Source organism: Halovenus anhuiensis (assembly GCF_037080055.1).
Taxonomy (GTDB): Archaea; Halobacteriota; Halobacteria; order Halobacteriales; family Haloarculaceae; genus Halovenus.
The window spans coordinates 177,570-194,133 of record NZ_JBAOJI010000001.1 but is presented as its reverse complement, the minus strand read 5'-3'; the positions used below and the strand labels follow the sequence as shown (position 1 = coordinate 194,133).

Genomic DNA, 16,564 nt, shown 5'->3' with positions numbered 1-16,564 from the left:
CACATGCAGGGGTCGGACGCTCATAAAACACCCCCGTCACTCGGTCGATTCGATGCCGTCGAGACCACCGATAAGTGAGTCCGAGAGAGGCAGGAGATCTTCGAGGGATTCGACCCCGACCTTCTCGACTCGATCCGGAGCAGCGAGTATCCGGACCGGTTGCTCGCCGAGTGAGACAAAGTCCAGTCCCAGTGGCTCGGCCGATGCCCGAAGCCCGAGGGCAACTTCGGCCTTGCCGGCGCGAACGCGTCGCGGCGGACTCTCGTAGGCCTGTGCGGTCAGCGTATAGCCCGAAATCGCGTCGGTCAGGATTGTGCGGTCCGTGCCCCGTTCGTCTGCGAGGTCGTCGATCCCGGCGTCCAGAGAGGCACGGAGACCGGACTGCCGCCCTCTGTTGACGAAACTGAGATCGGTCTCGACGAGATCAGCGACACCGGTCACGTCCGCAGGATTGCCGGCCGGCACCAGCAGTCCCCACTCACGGGACCACGAGCCGAGTTCGACCGCCTCGACATCGCGCTCGGTCGGGCCGGCAGCGACAGCGATATCCGAGACGCCGTTCCGGAGGCGTCGCAGTCCTTCACGGCTTCCTAGCGGGAGATACCGGGGGTTGTCGAGTCGGTCGAGCAACCGCGAGAGAACCGGATCGTCTTCGCCGATGCCGAGCAGTTCCGGCGGGCGCACGTCTGCTGAGAACAGCGTTACCTCGACATCCTGGCCGGCATCGAGCTGTTCAGTTTCCGGGGCGAGCCTGACGGTACCGTCGGCGTCGACGAGGCTGGTCGTCGCGCCGCTGCCTTTGTCGACAGGATAGACTAGCAGGTTCTCCGCGTCGTCCTCTACGAGACCGACGGGCATCAGCCGCGTTCGACCCTCTTTGTAGCGTTCGGTGACGGCCATCTGGCCGGTGATCTGCTCGCGCTTGCGGGGCGGTTTGCCCGCCGCATCCCGGATCTTCGGCGCGACAAAGTGTCTGAAGATCGTCAGCGCGGAAACCGGAAAGCCCGGCAGGCCGATGTACGGCGTCTCCTCGAATCGCCCGACGAGCATCGGTTTTCCCGGCTTGACCGCGACGCCGTGGCGCAGGAGTTCGCCGTGGTCGTCGATCAACTGGTAGATGTGATCGGCCGCGCCGGCGCTGGTCGACCCCGAGGACAGCACCAGATCACACTCGGTCGCGGCCTCGGTGAGCACCGTCTTCATCGCCTCGAAATCGTCGCCGACGATGGGATAGACCTCGGGGCGACCGCCAGCCTCCTCGACGCTCGCGGCGATAGTGTGGCTGTTCACGTCGTAGATCTGGCCTGCGTCGCTGTGCAACTGCTCGCCGGGCGCGACGAGTTCGTCACCAGTCGAGAGAATTCCGACCGTTGGCTGCGAGCGGACGGGGACGGATTCGATCCCAAGCGCGGAGAGCAGCCCGATTTCACGAGCGGTCAGTTCTGTGCCCGGGCCGAGGGTCCGCTGGCCGGCCGCCACGTCTGCGCCGGCAACCATGATGTTATCGCCGGGCGCAACTGCTGTTCGGACGGTGACCGTCTCGTCCTCGCGGGCGGTGCGCTCGACCATCACGACGGCGTCGGCACCCGGCGGAACGACACCGCCGGTCGCAATCTCGACGACCGTTCCGGGTTCGACCGTCGTGTCGGCTTGCTCGCCTGCATCGATGCGCCCGATCTGTTCGAGTTCGACCGGATCGCTCTCGCTCGCGCCGAAGGTATCCTCCGCGCGGACCGCGTAGCCGTCGACGTTCGAGCGGTCGAAGCCCGGCACGTCGAGTTCGGCGTCGACGCGCTCGGCGAGTATGCGGCCCCGGGCGTCGGTCAGCGGAACCGTCTCCTCCTCGGCACCGATTTCGAGGTCGGCGATGAGGTCGTGGACGACATCCGGTTCGACCAGGTCGCGGAACTGCTTTCTCATGGCGACCACTCCCAGTTCTGGACCGCGACGGTTTCACCCTCGGCCAGTCCCTCTCGCTGTTCGGGGACGACGACCCAGCCATCCGACAGCGCGACGCTCGACAGGACGCCAGCACCACTGGATCGCACCGTCTTCGCGACCCGTGTCTCGCCATCGTCGTCGAGTTGGACGCGCGCGAAGGATCGCAGACCGGGTTCGCTGTAGACCTTCTCTGCGAGTTCCGCCTCGACTTCGGGCGGGTCCTCGAACGGCAGTCCGCCGGCCCACTTGATCGCCGGTCGGAGGAACTGGACGGCGTTGATCAGACAGGAGACGGGATAGCCCGGCAGCATCAGAAGTGGTGTCCCCTCTACGGTTCCGAACGCGAAGGGATGGCCGGGCTTGATGCCGACGCCGTGGACGTGAACCTCGCCGAGGTCGGAGACGACCTCCGGCAGCAGATCCCGCTTGCCGACAGAGGACCCGCCAGTCGTGGCGATGATGTCGTGATCGAGATTGTCCCGAATTGCGGCTTTCAGTTTCTCGATGTCGTCGGTCACAACGTCGTGATAGGTCGTCTCGCCGCCCCACGACTCCGCCAGTTCCGAAACGGTGAGTCCGTTAGTCTCGATGATCTCTCCGGGGTCGGGATCGGATTGGACGAGTTCCTCACCGGTGGGGATGACCGCCACCTGCGGGCGCTCGAAGACCGTCACGTCGGTGTTGCCGACCGATTTGAGGAGACCGACATCCGAAGGGCGCAGGCGGTGGCCCGGTTCGTACAATTGCTGGCCCGCCTCGACATCCTCGCCGACGGGGCCGACGTTTTCACCCTCGCTAACGCCGTCGAAGAGTTCGATGTCGTCACCGACTTCCTCGACCTGCTCGATCATCACGACCGAGTCAGCGCCCTCCGGGAGTTTGCTTCCGGTGTGGACCTGCCTTGCCTCTCGGGGGCCAACCTCCTCGTCGGTCGCGCGGAGGATCTGCGGCGAGCGATCGCTCGCGCCGAAGGTATCCTCCGCACGCACTGCGTAGCCGTCCATCGCCGCACGCGGGTAGTGCGGAACATTTCGCTGTGCAGTGATCGATTCTCCCACCGTCCGACCGACTGCCGATCCGAGGGGAACTGTCTCGGTTCGGCCGTGCTGGTCGACCTGTTCGGCCAGCGCCTCTCTGGCGTCGCTGAACGCGGACCGTTCCGTGAACGGGCTGTGTGAATGTCCTGTCATGGCTCGTGTTTGGATTTCCGATGTAATGGGTCGTGTGTGGACACAGACCCTGGTTACTCGTTTCTGACGTAGAGCGCGACGGGCAAAAGGCGTCGGGGTCGCTGCGGTGCGGTGGAGAGCGCGACGAGTAAGGAGCGTCGGGGTCGTTCGTCTCAGAGATCACGACGGAGGAAGACGAACTGGCTCACGAGCAGCGCCAGACCCGTCATGATCACCAGTACGCCCACACCCGTGAGGTCGTAGCTTCCCTCCAACAAAATCTCGTTCGGTGAGAAGTACCGCATCGGCGCGACGGCTCCGAGCGGTTCGTACTCGGTTCCCTCCACCAGCGATTCGAGCAAGAACAGAAAGAACGTCACACCGAGGGCGACTCGCTGGGCGATGCTCGCTCGGCTGAATGTCACCGAACAGATGACGCCAATTATCGCACAGGTGAATAGATACGGAATGGAGAGCAGATGGACCGCGAGCAGGTCACCCACCGGCACCGATTCGTCGATGAGGCGGCCGCCGACGAGGATAACCAGAGGGGCGAGGCTGTTGGCTGCCAGCGCGGGGACGACGAGTGAGCCGAACCGCTCGGCGAGCAATCGGGGCCGCGAGATTGGCATCGCGAGCACCGTATCCATCCGACCGTGCTCGATATCGCCCGCGACCAGATCCGCTCCGCTGTAGGCGAAGTACAGCCCGAGGAGGATGATCCAGCCGAAGGCGTACAGCTCGAAGGCAAGAAAGCCCTCCAGGGAACTCATCGTCTCGATATCGAACAGCCGAATCAGTTGCTCCGGGTAGGCACTGAGCAGTTCGTCTTCCTGAAAGCTCTCCCGGAAGGAGGGGTAGACCCAGACGATCATCGCCGCCAGAACTGCCATCCCGGCCGACAATGCTGCACTCCCGACCAGGCGCTTGCGAGACTGGTAGCGGAACAGCTCAAGCATCGACATCGCCCCCGTAAAACTGCAAGAACACGTCTTCCAGCGGCGCTTCTTCGATCGTGAGATCGATCAGGTGATACTCGCGAAGGCGGTCGAGCAGGGCGGTGAGATTACCCGTAAACGTGAATGTACAGTGAGTTACTGACTCGTCGGAATCCCCTTCAGCAGACGAAAACTCCAGATCAGAAACCCCGTCGAGTTGGAACTCCTCGACGGGAATCGGTTCGGCGCTGTCGACTCTGACGACTTTGCCAGTTCGATGCATCAGCGTGTCGACCGGCTCGACCTCGACGAGTTGGCCCTGTCTGATGATTCCGACCCGGTCACAGAGCCGCCGGACTTCGCTGAGAATGTGCGACGAAAAGAAGACGGTCAGACCGCGATCACGCTCTGCGCGGAGAAACTCAGCGAACCGCTGCTGGAGGAGCGGATCCAGTCCGCCGGTCGGTTCGTCGAGAATCACGAGATCAGGGTCGTGCATGAACGTCGTGACGAGGCCGAGTTTCCGGACGTTCCCCCGGGAATACTCTCGGATCTCCCGATCTAACGGCGGTTCGAACAGTTCGAGCATCTCCGCCCGGCGCGGTCCGCCCTTGACCCGTTCGTGCAGATTCAGCACCCCTCGCCCCGTGTCCTGTCGGTCGAATCCGGGTTCGTCGGGGAGGTAGCCGATCCGGTGTTTCGCCGAGACGAGGGCGTGGCGATCGGTGATATCTGTCCCGAGCACGCGCGCCCCGCCGGCAGACGGGTGGATAAAGCCCATCAGGAGGCGAATCGTGGTCGTCTTTCCTGCGCCGTTTGGACCGAGATAGCCGAATATCTCGCCCTCATCCACATCGAGCGTGAGTCCGTCGTTTGCGCGGACATCGCCGTAGGTCTTCGTGAGATTTTCGAGTTCGATCGCGGCCATACTAGCCCTACAGCAATCCGGATCTTTGTTTTATCGGCGCCGTGAACTGCAAAATGATTCGCTGAATAGAGATTGGTGCTCCGCCGCGGGAGTTACTCCTCTTCTTCCTCGACGACTTCGGGGTCACGCATCGCCGTCTGCAGGCTGTCGATGCCGTTGACCCACTCGGCAACGAGACCGAATTCGAGTTCATCCGCCATGCCGATGTCCATGTCATCGCCCGCAATGACGAGCGTGCCGGCCTGGACGCAGTAGCCAAGTGCTGCGTCGAGTTCCTCCTGCTGTTCTGCTTCGGCGGCAGCCTCGATGTACTCCTCGATAGTTCCCTCGTCTGCTGGGCCGCCGACGACGTACTCCTGGGCCGCGTGGAAGACACACATCAGCGAGGTCTGTACGCCGTCGATCAACATCGCCTTCTCTTCGTTCTCGAACTCGACTTCCGAGAGGACGACCTGCTGAATGTCCTCCAGTTCCGAGATGGCCGCCTCCTCTTCGAGCACATCGTCGTCGTAGTCTGTGATAATCTTCGCCACCGCGATGGCGGTGTCGTCCTGCAGATTCAACAGCAGGCGGGCGGAATCCTCGTCTTCGGGGTCGATCTCTTCTTCGCGTAATCGGTCGATCCAGTTTTGCCACCGTTCGTCCGTGTAGTACTCCCGCGGCTCGTTGCTCATACTACTCGGTACGTCGCTCTTGGGTTATTACTTTCGACCCGCTGGCCCGACATGTTCCGGCTCAGTCGTCGATGAACCCCACGACGTCGTCGAGTTCGAGAACGAATCCCGGGTCGAACGCTGCCGCTGGCGTGTGGTAGCCAGTTGGGACGTCGCCGTCGTCGAAGCGAGCGGCTGCCGTCGTTGCGGCATCGACGGTGAGTGCGTACGGTTCCGGCGTTTCCAGCCGCGAAACCACTGTCTGTTCGTCGTTCTCGGCTTCGCCCCAGATATACGCGCGGTCAGATTCACGTTGCTCCGCGGATGGGCCGCTGAACGCACTCCGCGCGAGCGCCTGCAACCCCCGTTTGACGGGGCCGGCACCGAGAACGCCCAGCAGCGGCTGACTCAGGCGCAGGGCCTGTCCGACACGTTTCGGCATCGGTGTGTATACCTCGACGTTCTCGATGCCGGTCGTGTAATAGGCGGTCGACACGTCGCCCCACGGGACTGTCACGGCGTGAGTCGGGCCGCGGCCGAAATCGATGGTCCGTTCGTCCGACGCGACAGGAACATCGAGGATCTTGCCATCGCGGCGGACCTTCCCACCACCACTCCCGTGCTCGATGGCCGAAGCGGCCGTGCCGCCCGAGACGGCCCCCAGCGCGTCGAAACCGAGTCGGAGGCTGGTCGCGTCGGGCAAGCGGTCGTGGAGATGGCCCGCCAGACAGTCCGTCGGCACGACATCGAAGCCGATTCCTGGCAACAGACAGACACCCGCCTTTTCGGCGTCGCGGTCGCGTTCTGCAAGCGCCTCGAAGACCTCGAACTCGCCCGTGATATCGAGATAGTGTGTCCCAGTGTCGAGACAGGCCTCGACGAGCGGTTCGTACGTCTGGACGAACGGGCCGGCACAGTTCAATAGAATATCGATACCGTCGAGATTCTCTGCCGCGTCCTCGGCGTCGAACACGCGAGCATCGACTCCGAGCATCGTCGCCAGTCCCCGGGTTTTCGTCCCGTTTCGCCCGGCGACGACGAAATCTAGATCGCGTTCGCGGGCCTCCTCGGCGATCAGTTCGCCGGTGTATCCGTACGCACCATAAACGAGGATTGTCATGTCACAGGATTCGAACGACCGGACTAAAAACCCGTTACATCTGGTTCGTGAACGGTACCGTAAGCTTACTCCGTGATATCTGCCACGGTCGCGTCGGCGCAGGCGAGTAGCTCGTCGGGTGCAATCGGGAACACGGCATCAGGTGAGCCGGCAGCCGCCCAGACGGTGTCGAACTCGGTGAGCGTTTCATCGAGATAAACCGGCACGGACGTGTCGTGACAAAAGGGCGGGACGCCGCCGACTTCGTAGCCGAGCGTCTCGTCGATTTCGTCCGGGTCGGCCATCCGCGCGGTGTGGATGCCACGAAGCGTGGCCAGTTTCCGCGTGTCGACGCGGTTCGCACCGCTGGTAACCACGACAACGAGTTCGTCCGCGACGAGGGCGATCGAACTGGCGATCTGCGCACGGTCGCAACCGATCGCTTCGGCCGCGTCGGCGGCCGTCTCTGTCCCTTTGGGAAAGGTCTGGATGTTGATATCGATACCGTAGGCCTCGTGGACACGGTCGGCGAACTCCTGAGACTCGTCCATAGAGCAGCCAGACGCGGCGAATACTTAGAATGATCGGAACACAGAACTAGAGGTACAGATCGACCTGATCGATGTCGAGGGTGTCCTCCATGTCCTCGATTTCTGCTTCGAGCGATTCGATCTGTTCGGTGAGCCGCTGGTACTCGCGACTGTCTCTCAGCTCGTTGCCCGAGAGCTCGACTTCGAGAACGTTCCGTTTGAGCTTCAGCGAACTGAGTTCCTGCATCTGTTCGTTGTACTCGGAAATCGTCAGTGCTCGTTCGATAACCTCGTGGAGATGCTCTTTGTCGACCGGTTTGACGACGTAGTCGTCGATATCCATGTCAGCAATGTCGAAATCCGGATCGACGGCGGTGAGCATAACGACCCGACAGTCCAGCCCCCGTTTGCGAATCTGCTCGATGACATCGTCACCGGACATTCCGGGCATCCGACGGTCGAGAAGAATGATATCCGTCTCCTCGTCGACCGTCTGAATCGCCTGTTCGCCGCTGAAGACGACCTCCGTCTCGTATTCGCCACCGAGTCGGAGTTCGTACGTATTGGCGACACGCTCCTCGTCGTCGACGATCAACACACTCGGTTTCTCCGTCCCGGCGGTCACAGGTGTATGTCTATATGTAGGTAGTTATAATTATGCTGTTTGGTTCGAATCCCACAGCCCGCGAGGATCCTCGGACGTGGTGGCTCGTTTCGAGTCTATCCGCGCGCACGCAAGCAGTTGGCCGAAGCTGGGTCCAGTGACCAGTAAGTTTATATGCTGCTATTTTGAACCGCAATTCAATTAATTTGGCGCTATATATAAGCTCCGGCCCGATTTGACGATAGCTTTAAATACTCTGAGTGGTTACTTGTAGTTAGTATGAATTTGCAAGAAAAGCTGGAGCAGCGAGGAATCGAAGTCGCTCGTCGGGACCGCGGCGATCACCACGAACTTATCGCTGATTTCGGCCCGAGCACGGACATCACTGTGGATGTCGTCGGCGACACGGTTATCGTCGTCGCGGAGGAGGAGACCTACGACTTGGAGGTCGACGGCTCCGCGCAAGCGTTTATCAAAAATGGCGTTCTTACTGTCGAAGTGACTGAGGAGGCCCAAGCATGAAACTCACTGTCAAACCGCTCAAACAGAAAGACGCGGGCAGGGGACTCGCGGCCATCGACCGCCAGGCGATGACCGAGATGGAACTGGAAAACGGCGACTACATCATCATCAAAGGCGACTCGGGACGAACCGTCGCCCGCGTCTGGCCGGGCTACCCGGAAGATCAGGGCAAGGATATCGTCCGAATCGACGGCCGACTCCGCAAGGAGACCGGCACTGGGATCGACGACTCCGTCACCGTCGAGAAGGCTGACGTGCAGCCAGCAACCTCGGTGACGGTCGCGCTCCCGCAGAACCTCCGCGTTCGGGGTAATGTCGGGCCAATGATCCGACAGAACCTCAGCGGACAGGCGGTCACGCAGGGCCAGACGGTTCCCGTCTCCTTTGGACTGGGGCCGCTCTCCTCGATGTCGGGCCAGCAGATCCCGCTGAAGATTGCCGACACCGAGCCAAGCGGCACGGTCGTCATCACTGACTCGACGGAAGTCGAAATCAGCGAACAGCCGGCCGAGCAGTTGGCCGAAGAGGCCCCCGAAGGCGAGCGCGAGACGCCCGACGTGACCTACGAGGACATCGGCGGGCTCGACGACGAACTCGAACAAGTCCGGGAGATGATCGAACTGCCGATGCGCCACCCGGAACTGTTCCAACAGCTCGGCATCGAGCCGCCGAAAGGCGTCCTCCTGCACGGCCCACCTGGGACTGGGAAGACGCTGATGGCCCGCGCCGTTGCTAACGAGATCGACGCCTACTTCACCGATATCTCCGGCCCGGAGATCATGTCGAAGTACTACGGAGAGTCCGAGGAGCAACTCCGTGAGGTCTTCGACGAAGCCTCCGAGAACTCCCCCGCCGTGATCTTCATCGACGAGATCGACTCCATCGCGCCCAAACGGGGCGAAACCTCCGGCGATGTCGAGCGGCGTGTCGTCGCTCAACTGCTCTCGCTGATGGACGGTCTCGAAGAACGCGGACAGGTCATCGTCATCGGCGCGACCAACCGCGTCGACGCTATCGATCCAGCCCTGCGCCGTGGCGGCCGCTTCGACCGTGAAATCGAAGTCGGCGTCCCGGACAAGGGAGGCCGCAAGGAGATCCTGCAGGTCCACACCCGTGGGATGCCGCTGGTCGACGGCATCGACCTCGATCAGTACGCCGAGAGCACCCACGGCTTCGTCGGCGCGGATATCGCCCAACTCAGCAAAGAGGCGGCGATGAACGCGCTGCGACGGATCCGTCCCGAACTCGACCTCGAAGAGGACGAGATCGACGCCGAAACGCTCGAAAAACTGCAGGTCACCGAGCAGGACTTCAAGCAGGCGATGAAGGGAATCGAGCCCTCGGCGCTGCGTGAGGTCTTCGTCGAGGTTCCCGATATCACCTGGGAGGATGTCGGCGGACTCGAAGACACCAAAGAACGCCTGCGCGAGGCCATCCAGTGGCCGCTTGAGTACCCGGAGGTCTTCGAGCAGATGAACATGCAGGCCGCCAAGGGTGTGTTGATGTACGGTCCGCCGGGGACCGGGAAAACCTTGCTCGCCAAGGCAATCGCCAACGAATCTCAGAGCAACTTTATCTCCATCAAAGGACCGGAGCTGCTCAATAAGTACGTCGGTGAATCCGAGAAGGGCGTTCGGGAGGTCTTCGAGAAGGCCCGCGCGAACGCACCGACGGTGGTGTTCTTCGACGAAATCGACTCCATCGCGGGCAAGCGTGGGCAGAACAGCGGTGATTCCGGCGTCGGCGAACGCGTCGTCTCACAGCTGCTGACCGAACTCGACGGCCTCGAAGAACTCGAAGATGTTGTGGTCATCGCCACGACCAACCGACCGGATCTGATCGATCCCGCACTCGTCCGTCCTGGGCGACTGGACCGACACATCCACGTGCCGGTGCCAAACGAGGATGGTCGACGGAAGATCCTCGACGTTCACACCCGCGACAAACCGCTGGCCGACGACGTGGATCTGGATCGACTGGCCCGGAGGACCGAGGGGTACGTCGGTGCCGATCTGGAAGCGCTCACGCGCGAAGCGTCGATGGCTGCCACCCGTGAGTTCATCGGCAGCGTCGATCCCGATGATGTCGACGACTCCGTGGGCAACGTCCGGATTACCAGCAAACACTTCGATCACGCGCTGGATGAAGTCTCGGCGAGCGTCGACGAATCGACCCGCGAGCGTTACGAACAACTCGAAGAGCAGTTCGGCAGCCGCGAACCCGACAGCCCCGACGAGGGAACTGTCAGCCGGACCTTCCAGTAACTACTCCTCCGGTTCGGCGGCCCGCTGAGTGAGTCGGTCGCTGACGTACAGCCCGATCGTAGCGAAAATTGTCGCGAACGTGAGTTCGATCGGGCCCGGCGGATCACCGAGTGCAGTCACGATCACGGCGTAAACGACCAGCAGGATAGCCATCGAGACCAGAAATCGCCACGGTTCCATATCCGTTCTGGGAGTGCCAAACGGATGCTGTTTGTGATTTGTGGCGATCTCTCATCGGAGAGCACGCCTACCGCGAAAACCGGTCAGTGAGCTACCGGTCGCTCCCTTCGCCAGTCATCAAATCCACGTCGGCATCCGAATTGTCGTTCAAGAAGTCGGGGCCGTCGTCGGTGTCAGCCTCCTCCGCTGCACCCGGCCGCCACTCGTAGTTCTCGTCGATAAAGTCGCCGTACAGTTCCTCGGCTGGCTCCTCTTCTAGGTGCTCTGCCGACATGTACACACAGTACATACTATCACGACAAGGTTGGACTACGTCATCTTAATAGTTCCTCTCACGGTAACGATTGACAAACACGTATAGAAATCGAACCCTACACGGGGTCAAGTGCGTCATCGTCGTCGGTCACGAGCTCTTCGAACTGCTCTTCTCGACGTTCCCGCTGGGCTTCGATATTCTCTTTTGCTTTCACGCCCAGTTCCTGGAGTGCGTCGATCGGCGGGACATCGGTCACGTTCGCCAGCAAGACCACAGCGGCGAGAGAGCCTGCGCCCGGACGAGGATCGTCGCCGGAGAGTACTTCGACGCTGTCGGTCTGCTGTTCGAGCCAGCGGCGACCGCTTTCGAGCCCCTTCCGGGAGAGTGCTTCGGGCGGGCCGGAAAGGACGATCAGCGACCGCTCGGCCGAGTCGATCTCGGCAGGACAGGTCATCCGAGACTGGACCGCCTGTCGGACCAGTCCGTTGACCTTGGTCGCCCAGTCTGGATCGTCCAGTGGCTTGGTGCCGTTCGATCGGAGGCTGCTGAGCAGTCCGCCCGAATCGATTACCTCCTTGCTTTCGGCGTACGCGATGGTGCTGACCCCGCCGCCGGAAAGCGTCCGCCGGATGTCGCTTGAATCCATCGCGTGTTCCGAGATGTTGGAGCTATCGATCTCACCCGCACCCAGCAGCGTGATGATCCGCCGCGCGATTTCCTCGTTGGTTCGCTCGTAGCCGGCCTCCACCGAGTCGCCGCTGCCCCGCCAGACATCGTTGTCGAAGAGGATCAGATTCGTGGTCGCGTCGGCGAAGGACTGAAACGAGCGAGCAGCGTTCAGTACGGTCCGACCGCCTTCGTCTTTGCTCGGCAGCACCCCGAGCCCGTAGACTGGCTCGTCGTAGCGGTCGTTGATCTGTTCGGCGATTCGGGGTGCGCCGCCGCTGCCGGTCCCGCCGCCGAGGCCGGCAACGACGAGGAAGGCGTCGATTTCGTACATCGGAACCATGTCCAGTGCCCGGTCGATTTCGTGGCGATCCCTCTCCGTAATCTCTGCGCCGAGGTCCGGATCTGCTCCGGCACCGTGACCTTTCACGCGGTCGTCGGTCTGCCCGATCAGAATTTGGTTCTCCCGGGGCAGATGCTCGAGTCGCGCGAGGTCGACCCGCGCTGAATTGACCGAGATCGCGGACCGAATCAGATCACGATCGGCCGCCTGTTGGTACCAGACCAGTTTGTCTGTGATCTTCCCGCCCGCGTTGCCGAATCCAATGACTGCTAATTTCATCACTGAATCGTATCGGAGATTGCACTTTGTATATCGCTGGTTACTCCCCGCCGGTCGAAGTAATAGTTCGTTACTCCGACGACCGGCCGCCGAGGCAAGATTTGCGCACCTATCGCACACTCCGGCTCGACCGTCCGGTGAGGCGATACCGGGCAGACGACATTCGGAGAACTGCCGATCCGACACAAATACCGATCGAAAGCTAACTCCCGGCTGTATTCGCCCGAAACACTGACCGGACAATGTCTTCAGATCCCGAACCGTAGTAGTCATTCGTACTTTTGCTGGAGGGAGTACTGGATACTTATCCAGAACCTTTATATAACGACATCACATCCGTCTATTTGCAATGGTAAACGGTAAGGTGGATTTCTTCCACGATACAGGCGGTTACGGTTTCATCGATACGGACGATTCCGACGAAGACGTTTTCTTCCACATGGAGGACGTTGGCGGCGAGGATCTAAGTGAAGGTACAGAGATCGAATTCGAGATTGAGGACGCACCGAAGGGTCCACGCGCGACCGACGTCGTTCGACTCTAATTCGGGATTTCTCCGTCGCCTGACGGCGACGTAATTACTCTACTATTAATCGAACAGCGTCGGCCATGGCGTTCATTCTGGCTGCCTGTTCGTACGATTCCTCACGGATCCCGTTGGTCACGTAGGCGAAGCCAACGTTCAACTCCGGATCGCCCCAGCCGAAGTTACTGCCGAGTCCGGCGTGACCGAACGCCGAATCGGTGCTGACCGTGCCGAACATGTCGTTCGCGAGGCCGCCGATCCAGACGCCGAGGCCGTAGCGAGCGGGCCGACTGAGCGTCCCGTCCGAGTCGGTTTCGGCGTGGATCGACGTGGCGTGCTCGACGGTGTCCTCCGAGAGCAGTTCGACGCCGTCGAGGGTGCCGCCGTTGGCGAGACAGGCGTAAAACCGCGCCATATCCCGCGCCGTACTGATACCGTTGGCCGCGGGGATGACCGCCCGCCGAATCGCCGGATCGTTGAACGTTTTCGCCGACCCGGGGGCTGGAATGCCGAGTCCTTCTCCTGGATCCCGACAGCGGTCGAACTCCTCGAACCCAGCCAGTGTCGCGACGTCGTCCGGATCCCCGTCCTCGCCGACCCCGATCGAACTGTCGTCCATCCCCAGCGGGTCGAAGACACGCTCTGCGACGACCTCTCGGACCGGCGTGCCGGTCACGCGGTTGATGAGTTCGCCGGTGAGCCAGCCGTAGTTCGTGGGGTGATAGGCGGGCTGTTCGCCCGGCGTAAACAGCGGCTCGATTTCTTCCATCGCCTCGACGACGGCCTCCCAGTCGGTCCACCGCTCGGTGTGTTCGTCGAGTTCGCCGACGGGAATGCCGGCCGTGTGATCGAGGACGTTCTCGACAGTGATCTCGGCCTTCTGAGAGCCCTCGTTGGCGAACTCTGGCCAGTACTCGACCAGTCGGTCGTCGTAGGAGAGTTCACCTTCCTCGACGAGTTGGTGAATCGCCGTCGCGACGAACGGTTTCGTACAGGAGAAGACCAGATGACGCTGGTCGCTCGTCGTCTCCTCGCCGTCGGGGCCGGTCGTCCCGCCTGCGAAGTCGACGACCAACTCGCCGTCCAGGTAGACCGCCAACTGTGCGCCGTGGTGGAGGCCGACTGTGATATGCCGGTCGAACGCCCCGCGCAGTCGCTCGATTTCCTCGTCTGTCAGTGATGACATACCGGATACTCCGCAGGACGTGAGTTAAAAGTACGGGCGGCGGAACTATCGGACGAGATTCTCCCGGACTGCGCGGATCTGCTCGCCAGCCTCGGTCTGGCCGTCCACGTCGGCGAGGGTTTCGGCTGCTTCGAGTGTTCGGACCGAACTATCCAGAAAGGAGAGGATGTCGCCGGGGTAGGCGTAGAGCATGTAGTCGTCGCCCATCACGTCGACGACGGCGTCCGGCCCGAGACCCTGTTCGCGGAGTTCGAGGAGGTAGCGAGTGAATTTCCGCTCCGGACAGCCACAGTGGGGATTGGCCTCACAGTCACAATCGAGGAAATCCTCGGCGAAGTCGAGAATACGGTCTCTGGTCGCGTCGTCGAGTTCGGCCAGCCCCGACCCCTGATAGAGGATGTCCATCGTCGCCCCGTTGAACGCGCCCTTCGGGAAGGATGTCTCCATCTGGGAGACGATCTGTTGGTGGTTTTTCAGATAGATTTTGTCGGTGATCGCCACAGTTAGCCTACGTTACGTCACGGGTTCGCAAAAACAGTCCGATTTGACACAGCATACAAATCACCGGAGGTCGAACAGCGAGGCATGACGACACTGGACGGTGAGACGGTAATCGTAACGGGTGCGAGCGCAGGACTGGGGGAGTCGATGGCGAAGCGATTCGCACGTGAGGGCGCAAACGTCGTGTTGACGGCCCGCAGCAAAGACGAACTCGATCGGGTTGCAGCGGAGGCCGACGGCGAGACGCTCGTCGCCACGGCGGACGTAACCGAGGAATCCGAGGTGTCGGCGGTCGTCGAGGCGGCCGTCGAGGAGTACGGAGAAGTGACTGGCCTCGTCAACAACGCCGGCATCGGCCTGTTGAGCATGTACGGCGGCGGAATGCCGCTGCACGAAGTCGAAACCGAGGACTTCCGGAAAATTGTCGACGTGAACATCACGGGCGTGTTCCTCTTCTCGAAATACGTCGTGCCCGAACTGGTCGACGCAGGGCGGGGCAACATCATCAACATCTCCTCCGGGTTCGGGCGGCGAGGGGCTCCGAACTTCGGTCCCTACGTCGGGACCAAGTGGGCCCTCGAAGGGATCCTCCGGACGCAGTCGATGGAACTCGAAGAGCACGGTGTCAACGTCAACGGCCTCGATCCGGGTGGCCGCGTCGATACCGGCTTCTGGGATCAACTGCCGGACGAGGAGCGCGAAGACATTCTCGATGCCGACGTGATGGACGACGCCGCCGTTGCGCTGCTGGCCCAGGGCCCCGACGGGATCACCGGCGAATCACTCGCGGCCGACGACTGGGAGCAGAAGCTTCTGTGAGCGTTCATTCACGAGGATGGGCCGCGTAGACCGCATCCCCGAGCGTGTCCTTGTGGCCTTCGTTCGGACCGCCGGCGAGTGTGAGTAGCTTGGCGTCCCGGAGATATCGCTCGACATGTGTTTCGGTCGTGTAGCCGATACCGCCGTGGAGTTGCATCGCCGTGTTGGCGTTCTCGACGGCAGCCTCCGTCGCAGTCACCTTGGCCATACTGAACTCGCGGGCCGTGTCTGCTCCGCGGTCGGCACGGGACGCCGCCCGGAGGGTCAACAGCCGTGCGGAATCGACACGCTGGGCCATCTCACCGACTTCCCACCTGACGCCCTGATGGTCGCTGATCTGCTGGTCGGCCTGTTCGCGCTGGCTGGTGTAGTCGACAGTGTCGTCGAGCGCTGCCCGGGCGATACCGATGCCGCGGGCGGGCACGTTGATCCCCGTCGTGAGTTCGCCGCGCTGGACGTACCCCTCACCGACCGCTCCGACGCGCTGGGCGTCTGGCACCCGCACCCCCGACAGCGAAGCCCGCGGTGATTTGACGGTTCGAGCGCCGTGGGTGTCCCAGACCTCCTCGACCTCGAATTCCGCTGTTGGAACGAGAAACGCCGTGATGTTGTTCGGACTCTTTTCCTCGGGACCCGTCTTGGCGTAGGTGAGGACGTAATCGCCGTGCAGGAAGTTGGTCAGCCACTGCTTGTGCCCGTCCAGAACCCACTCGTCACCCTCACGCTGTGCGGTCGTCTCCATCTGGAGTTTGTTACTGCCGGCGTGTTCCTCGCTCAGTCCGAGGACGCCGACCGTATCGTAGGTAACCATCTCCGGAAGATACTGCTCGCGCTGCTCGTCGGTGCCGAACCGCTCGATGACTTCCGCGACGCCGAGATGTAGCCCGAGCGCACTCGCGACGGGCATGAGCGCGGCGGAGAGTTCTTCGATCAGAACTGCGAGTTCGACCGGTCCCTCCCCCATTCCGCCGTACTGTTCTGGAACTGTGATGCCCGCGTACCCCCGCTCGCCGAGTTCGTCGAGGATATCGGTCGGATGTGCTCCGGCCCGATCCAGTTCGATTGCCTGTGGTTCGATAACCTCCTGTGCGTACCTCCGGGCCTCCTCGCGGAGGTGGCGCTGGGCCTTAGTTAGCTGGAACTCCATGATACCCCAGACA

Annotated in this window: 18 protein-coding genes; 4 read left to right on the top strand and 14 right to left on the bottom strand. The window is 61.9% G+C overall.

The window, feature by feature from the left end:
- Nucleotides 1-36: 36 nt before the first annotated feature.
- The 8 genes from V8P86_RS00980 to V8P86_RS00945 all read right to left on the bottom strand — a co-directional run bounded on the left by V8P86_RS00980 (nt 37) and on the right by V8P86_RS00945 (nt 7,883).
- Nucleotides 37-1,920: a molybdopterin biosynthesis protein gene (locus V8P86_RS00980; RefSeq protein ID WP_336325367.1), complete on the bottom strand. Its 1,884-nt coding sequence runs from the start codon at nt 1,918-1,920 to the stop codon at nt 37-39.
- Nucleotides 1,917-3,131 (bottom strand): molybdopterin molybdotransferase MoeA, encoded by a 1,215-nt coding sequence (locus tag V8P86_RS00975; protein ID WP_336325366.1) that lies wholly within the window; start codon nt 3,129-3,131, stop codon nt 1,917-1,919. Before V8P86_RS00975 ends, V8P86_RS00980 begins: the two co-directional genes overlap by 4 nt.
- Nucleotides 3,132-3,283: 152 nt before the next feature.
- Entirely contained in the window at nt 3,284-4,069 is a 786-nt protein-coding gene (locus V8P86_RS00970; protein ID WP_336325365.1) for an ABC transporter permease subunit, read from the bottom strand.
- Complete coding sequence (locus V8P86_RS00965; protein WP_336325364.1) at nt 4,062-4,976, bottom strand: ABC transporter ATP-binding protein; 915 nt, start codon at nt 4,974-4,976, stop codon at nt 4,062-4,064. Before V8P86_RS00965 ends, V8P86_RS00970 begins: the two co-directional genes overlap by 8 nt.
- 92 nt (nt 4,977-5,068) lie before the next feature.
- The gene (locus V8P86_RS00960; protein ID WP_336325363.1) at nt 5,069-5,650 is read right to left on the bottom strand and encodes a DUF2150 family protein; all 582 of its coding nucleotides are present in this window, start codon (nt 5,648-5,650) and stop codon (nt 5,069-5,071) included.
- Nucleotides 5,651-5,711: 61 nt separating this feature from the next.
- Entirely contained in the window at nt 5,712-6,749 is a 1,038-nt protein-coding gene (locus V8P86_RS00955; protein WP_336325362.1) for a saccharopine dehydrogenase family protein, read from the bottom strand.
- Between the two features lie 65 nt (nt 6,750-6,814).
- The gene (locus tag V8P86_RS00950) at nt 6,815-7,279 is read right to left on the bottom strand and encodes a YbaK/EbsC family protein (protein WP_336325361.1); all 465 of its coding nucleotides are present in this window, start codon (nt 7,277-7,279) and stop codon (nt 6,815-6,817) included.
- Nucleotides 7,280-7,325: 46 nt separating this feature from the next.
- A complete protein-coding gene (locus V8P86_RS00945; RefSeq protein ID WP_336325360.1) occupies nt 7,326-7,883 on the bottom strand; it encodes a response regulator transcription factor in 558 nt (185 codons plus the stop codon).
- A 258-nt stretch (nt 7,884-8,141) separates the two neighbouring features.
- On the opposite strand from V8P86_RS00945, the gene V8P86_RS00940 reads away from it, so the two are divergent.
- Nucleotides 8,142-8,384, top strand: a complete 243-nt coding sequence (locus V8P86_RS00940) for a DUF7127 family protein (RefSeq protein ID WP_336325359.1) — start codon at nt 8,142-8,144, stop codon at nt 8,382-8,384.
- Nucleotides 8,381-10,648: a CDC48 family AAA ATPase gene (locus V8P86_RS00935; protein WP_336325358.1), complete on the top strand. Its 2,268-nt coding sequence runs from the start codon at nt 8,381-8,383 to the stop codon at nt 10,646-10,648. The genes V8P86_RS00940 and V8P86_RS00935 overlap by 4 nt, the downstream gene beginning before the upstream one ends.
- Here V8P86_RS00935 and V8P86_RS00930 read toward each other — a convergent pair whose 3' ends face one another.
- The 3 genes from V8P86_RS00930 to V8P86_RS00920 form a co-directional block, all read right to left on the bottom strand.
- Nucleotides 10,649-10,828, bottom strand: a complete 180-nt coding sequence (locus tag V8P86_RS00930; RefSeq protein ID WP_336325357.1) for a hypothetical protein — start codon at nt 10,826-10,828, stop codon at nt 10,649-10,651.
- Nucleotides 10,829-10,919: 91 nt separating this feature from the next.
- A complete protein-coding gene (locus V8P86_RS00925; protein ID WP_336325356.1) occupies nt 10,920-11,117 on the bottom strand; it encodes a hypothetical protein in 198 nt (65 codons plus the stop codon).
- A gap of 82 nt (nt 11,118-11,199) precedes the next feature.
- Complete coding sequence (locus V8P86_RS00920) at nt 11,200-12,372, bottom strand: tubulin/FtsZ family protein (protein WP_336325355.1); 1,173 nt, start codon at nt 12,370-12,372, stop codon at nt 11,200-11,202.
- A 349-nt stretch (nt 12,373-12,721) separates the two neighbouring features.
- On the opposite strand from V8P86_RS00920, the gene V8P86_RS00915 reads away from it, so the two are divergent.
- Entirely contained in the window at nt 12,722-12,916 is a 195-nt protein-coding gene (locus V8P86_RS00915; protein ID WP_336325354.1) for a cold-shock protein, read from the top strand.
- A gap of 34 nt (nt 12,917-12,950) precedes the next feature.
- Here the strand turns inward: V8P86_RS00915 and V8P86_RS00910 are convergent, their stop codons facing one another.
- Both V8P86_RS00910 and V8P86_RS00905 read right to left on the bottom strand, forming a co-directional pair.
- The gene (locus tag V8P86_RS00910; protein ID WP_336325353.1) at nt 12,951-14,084 is read right to left on the bottom strand and encodes a serine hydrolase domain-containing protein; all 1,134 of its coding nucleotides are present in this window, start codon (nt 14,082-14,084) and stop codon (nt 12,951-12,953) included.
- A gap of 45 nt (nt 14,085-14,129) precedes the next feature.
- Nucleotides 14,130-14,585, bottom strand: a complete 456-nt coding sequence (locus tag V8P86_RS00905; RefSeq protein ID WP_336325352.1) for a DUF5814 domain-containing protein — start codon at nt 14,583-14,585, stop codon at nt 14,130-14,132.
- Between the two features lie 84 nt (nt 14,586-14,669).
- On the opposite strand from V8P86_RS00905, the gene V8P86_RS00900 reads away from it, so the two are divergent.
- Entirely contained in the window at nt 14,670-15,404 is a 735-nt protein-coding gene (locus V8P86_RS00900) for an SDR family oxidoreductase (RefSeq protein WP_336325351.1), read from the top strand.
- Between the two features lie 4 nt (nt 15,405-15,408).
- Here V8P86_RS00900 and V8P86_RS00895 read toward each other — a convergent pair whose 3' ends face one another.
- Nucleotides 15,409-16,551: an acyl-CoA dehydrogenase family protein gene (locus tag V8P86_RS00895; RefSeq protein WP_336325350.1), complete on the bottom strand. Its 1,143-nt coding sequence runs from the start codon at nt 16,549-16,551 to the stop codon at nt 15,409-15,411.
- Between the last annotated feature and the right edge of the window lie 13 nt (nt 16,552-16,564).

What these genes read in the sequence shown, in the direction of transcription:
- V8P86_RS00980 (WP_336325367.1), bottom strand. Translation starts at nt 1,920, where the DNA reads ATGAGAAAGCAGTTCCGCGACCTGGTCGAACCGGATGTCGTCCACGAC.
- V8P86_RS00975 (WP_336325366.1), bottom strand. Translation starts at nt 3,131, where the DNA reads ATGACAGGACATTCACACAGCCCGTTCACGGAACGGTCCGCGTTCAGC.
- V8P86_RS00970 (WP_336325365.1), bottom strand. Translation starts at nt 4,069, where the DNA reads ATGCTTGAGCTGTTCCGCTACCAGTCTCGCAAGCGCCTGGTCGGGAGT.
- V8P86_RS00965 (WP_336325364.1), bottom strand. Translation starts at nt 4,976, where the DNA reads ATGGCCGCGATCGAACTCGAAAATCTCACGAAGACCTACGGCGATGTC.
- V8P86_RS00960 (WP_336325363.1), bottom strand. Translation starts at nt 5,650, where the DNA reads ATGAGCAACGAGCCGCGGGAGTACTACACGGACGAACGGTGGCAAAAC.
- V8P86_RS00955 (WP_336325362.1), bottom strand. Translation starts at nt 6,749, where the DNA reads ATGACAATCCTCGTTTATGGTGCGTACGGATACACCGGCGAACTGATC.
- V8P86_RS00950 (WP_336325361.1), bottom strand. Translation starts at nt 7,279, where the DNA reads ATGGACGAGTCTCAGGAGTTCGCCGACCGTGTCCACGAGGCCTACGGT.
- V8P86_RS00940 (WP_336325359.1), top strand. Translation starts at nt 8,142, where the DNA reads ATGAATTTGCAAGAAAAGCTGGAGCAGCGAGGAATCGAAGTCGCTCGT.
- V8P86_RS00935 (WP_336325358.1), top strand. Translation starts at nt 8,381, where the DNA reads ATGAAACTCACTGTCAAACCGCTCAAACAGAAAGACGCGGGCAGGGGA.
- V8P86_RS00930 (WP_336325357.1), bottom strand. Translation starts at nt 10,828, where the DNA reads ATGGAACCGTGGCGATTTCTGGTCTCGATGGCTATCCTGCTGGTCGTT.
- V8P86_RS00925 (WP_336325356.1), bottom strand. Translation starts at nt 11,117, where the DNA reads ATGTACTGTGTGTACATGTCGGCAGAGCACCTAGAAGAGGAGCCAGCC.
- V8P86_RS00920 (WP_336325355.1), bottom strand. Translation starts at nt 12,372, where the DNA reads ATGAAATTAGCAGTCATTGGATTCGGCAACGCGGGCGGGAAGATCACA.
- V8P86_RS00915 (WP_336325354.1), top strand. Translation starts at nt 12,722, where the DNA reads ATGGTAAACGGTAAGGTGGATTTCTTCCACGATACAGGCGGTTACGGT.
- V8P86_RS00910 (WP_336325353.1), bottom strand. Translation starts at nt 14,084, where the DNA reads ATGTCATCACTGACAGACGAGGAAATCGAGCGACTGCGCGGGGCGTTC.
- V8P86_RS00900 (WP_336325351.1), top strand. Translation starts at nt 14,670, where the DNA reads ATGACGACACTGGACGGTGAGACGGTAATCGTAACGGGTGCGAGCGCA.
- V8P86_RS00895 (WP_336325350.1), bottom strand. Translation starts at nt 16,551, where the DNA reads ATGGAGTTCCAGCTAACTAAGGCCCAGCGCCACCTCCGCGAGGAGGCC.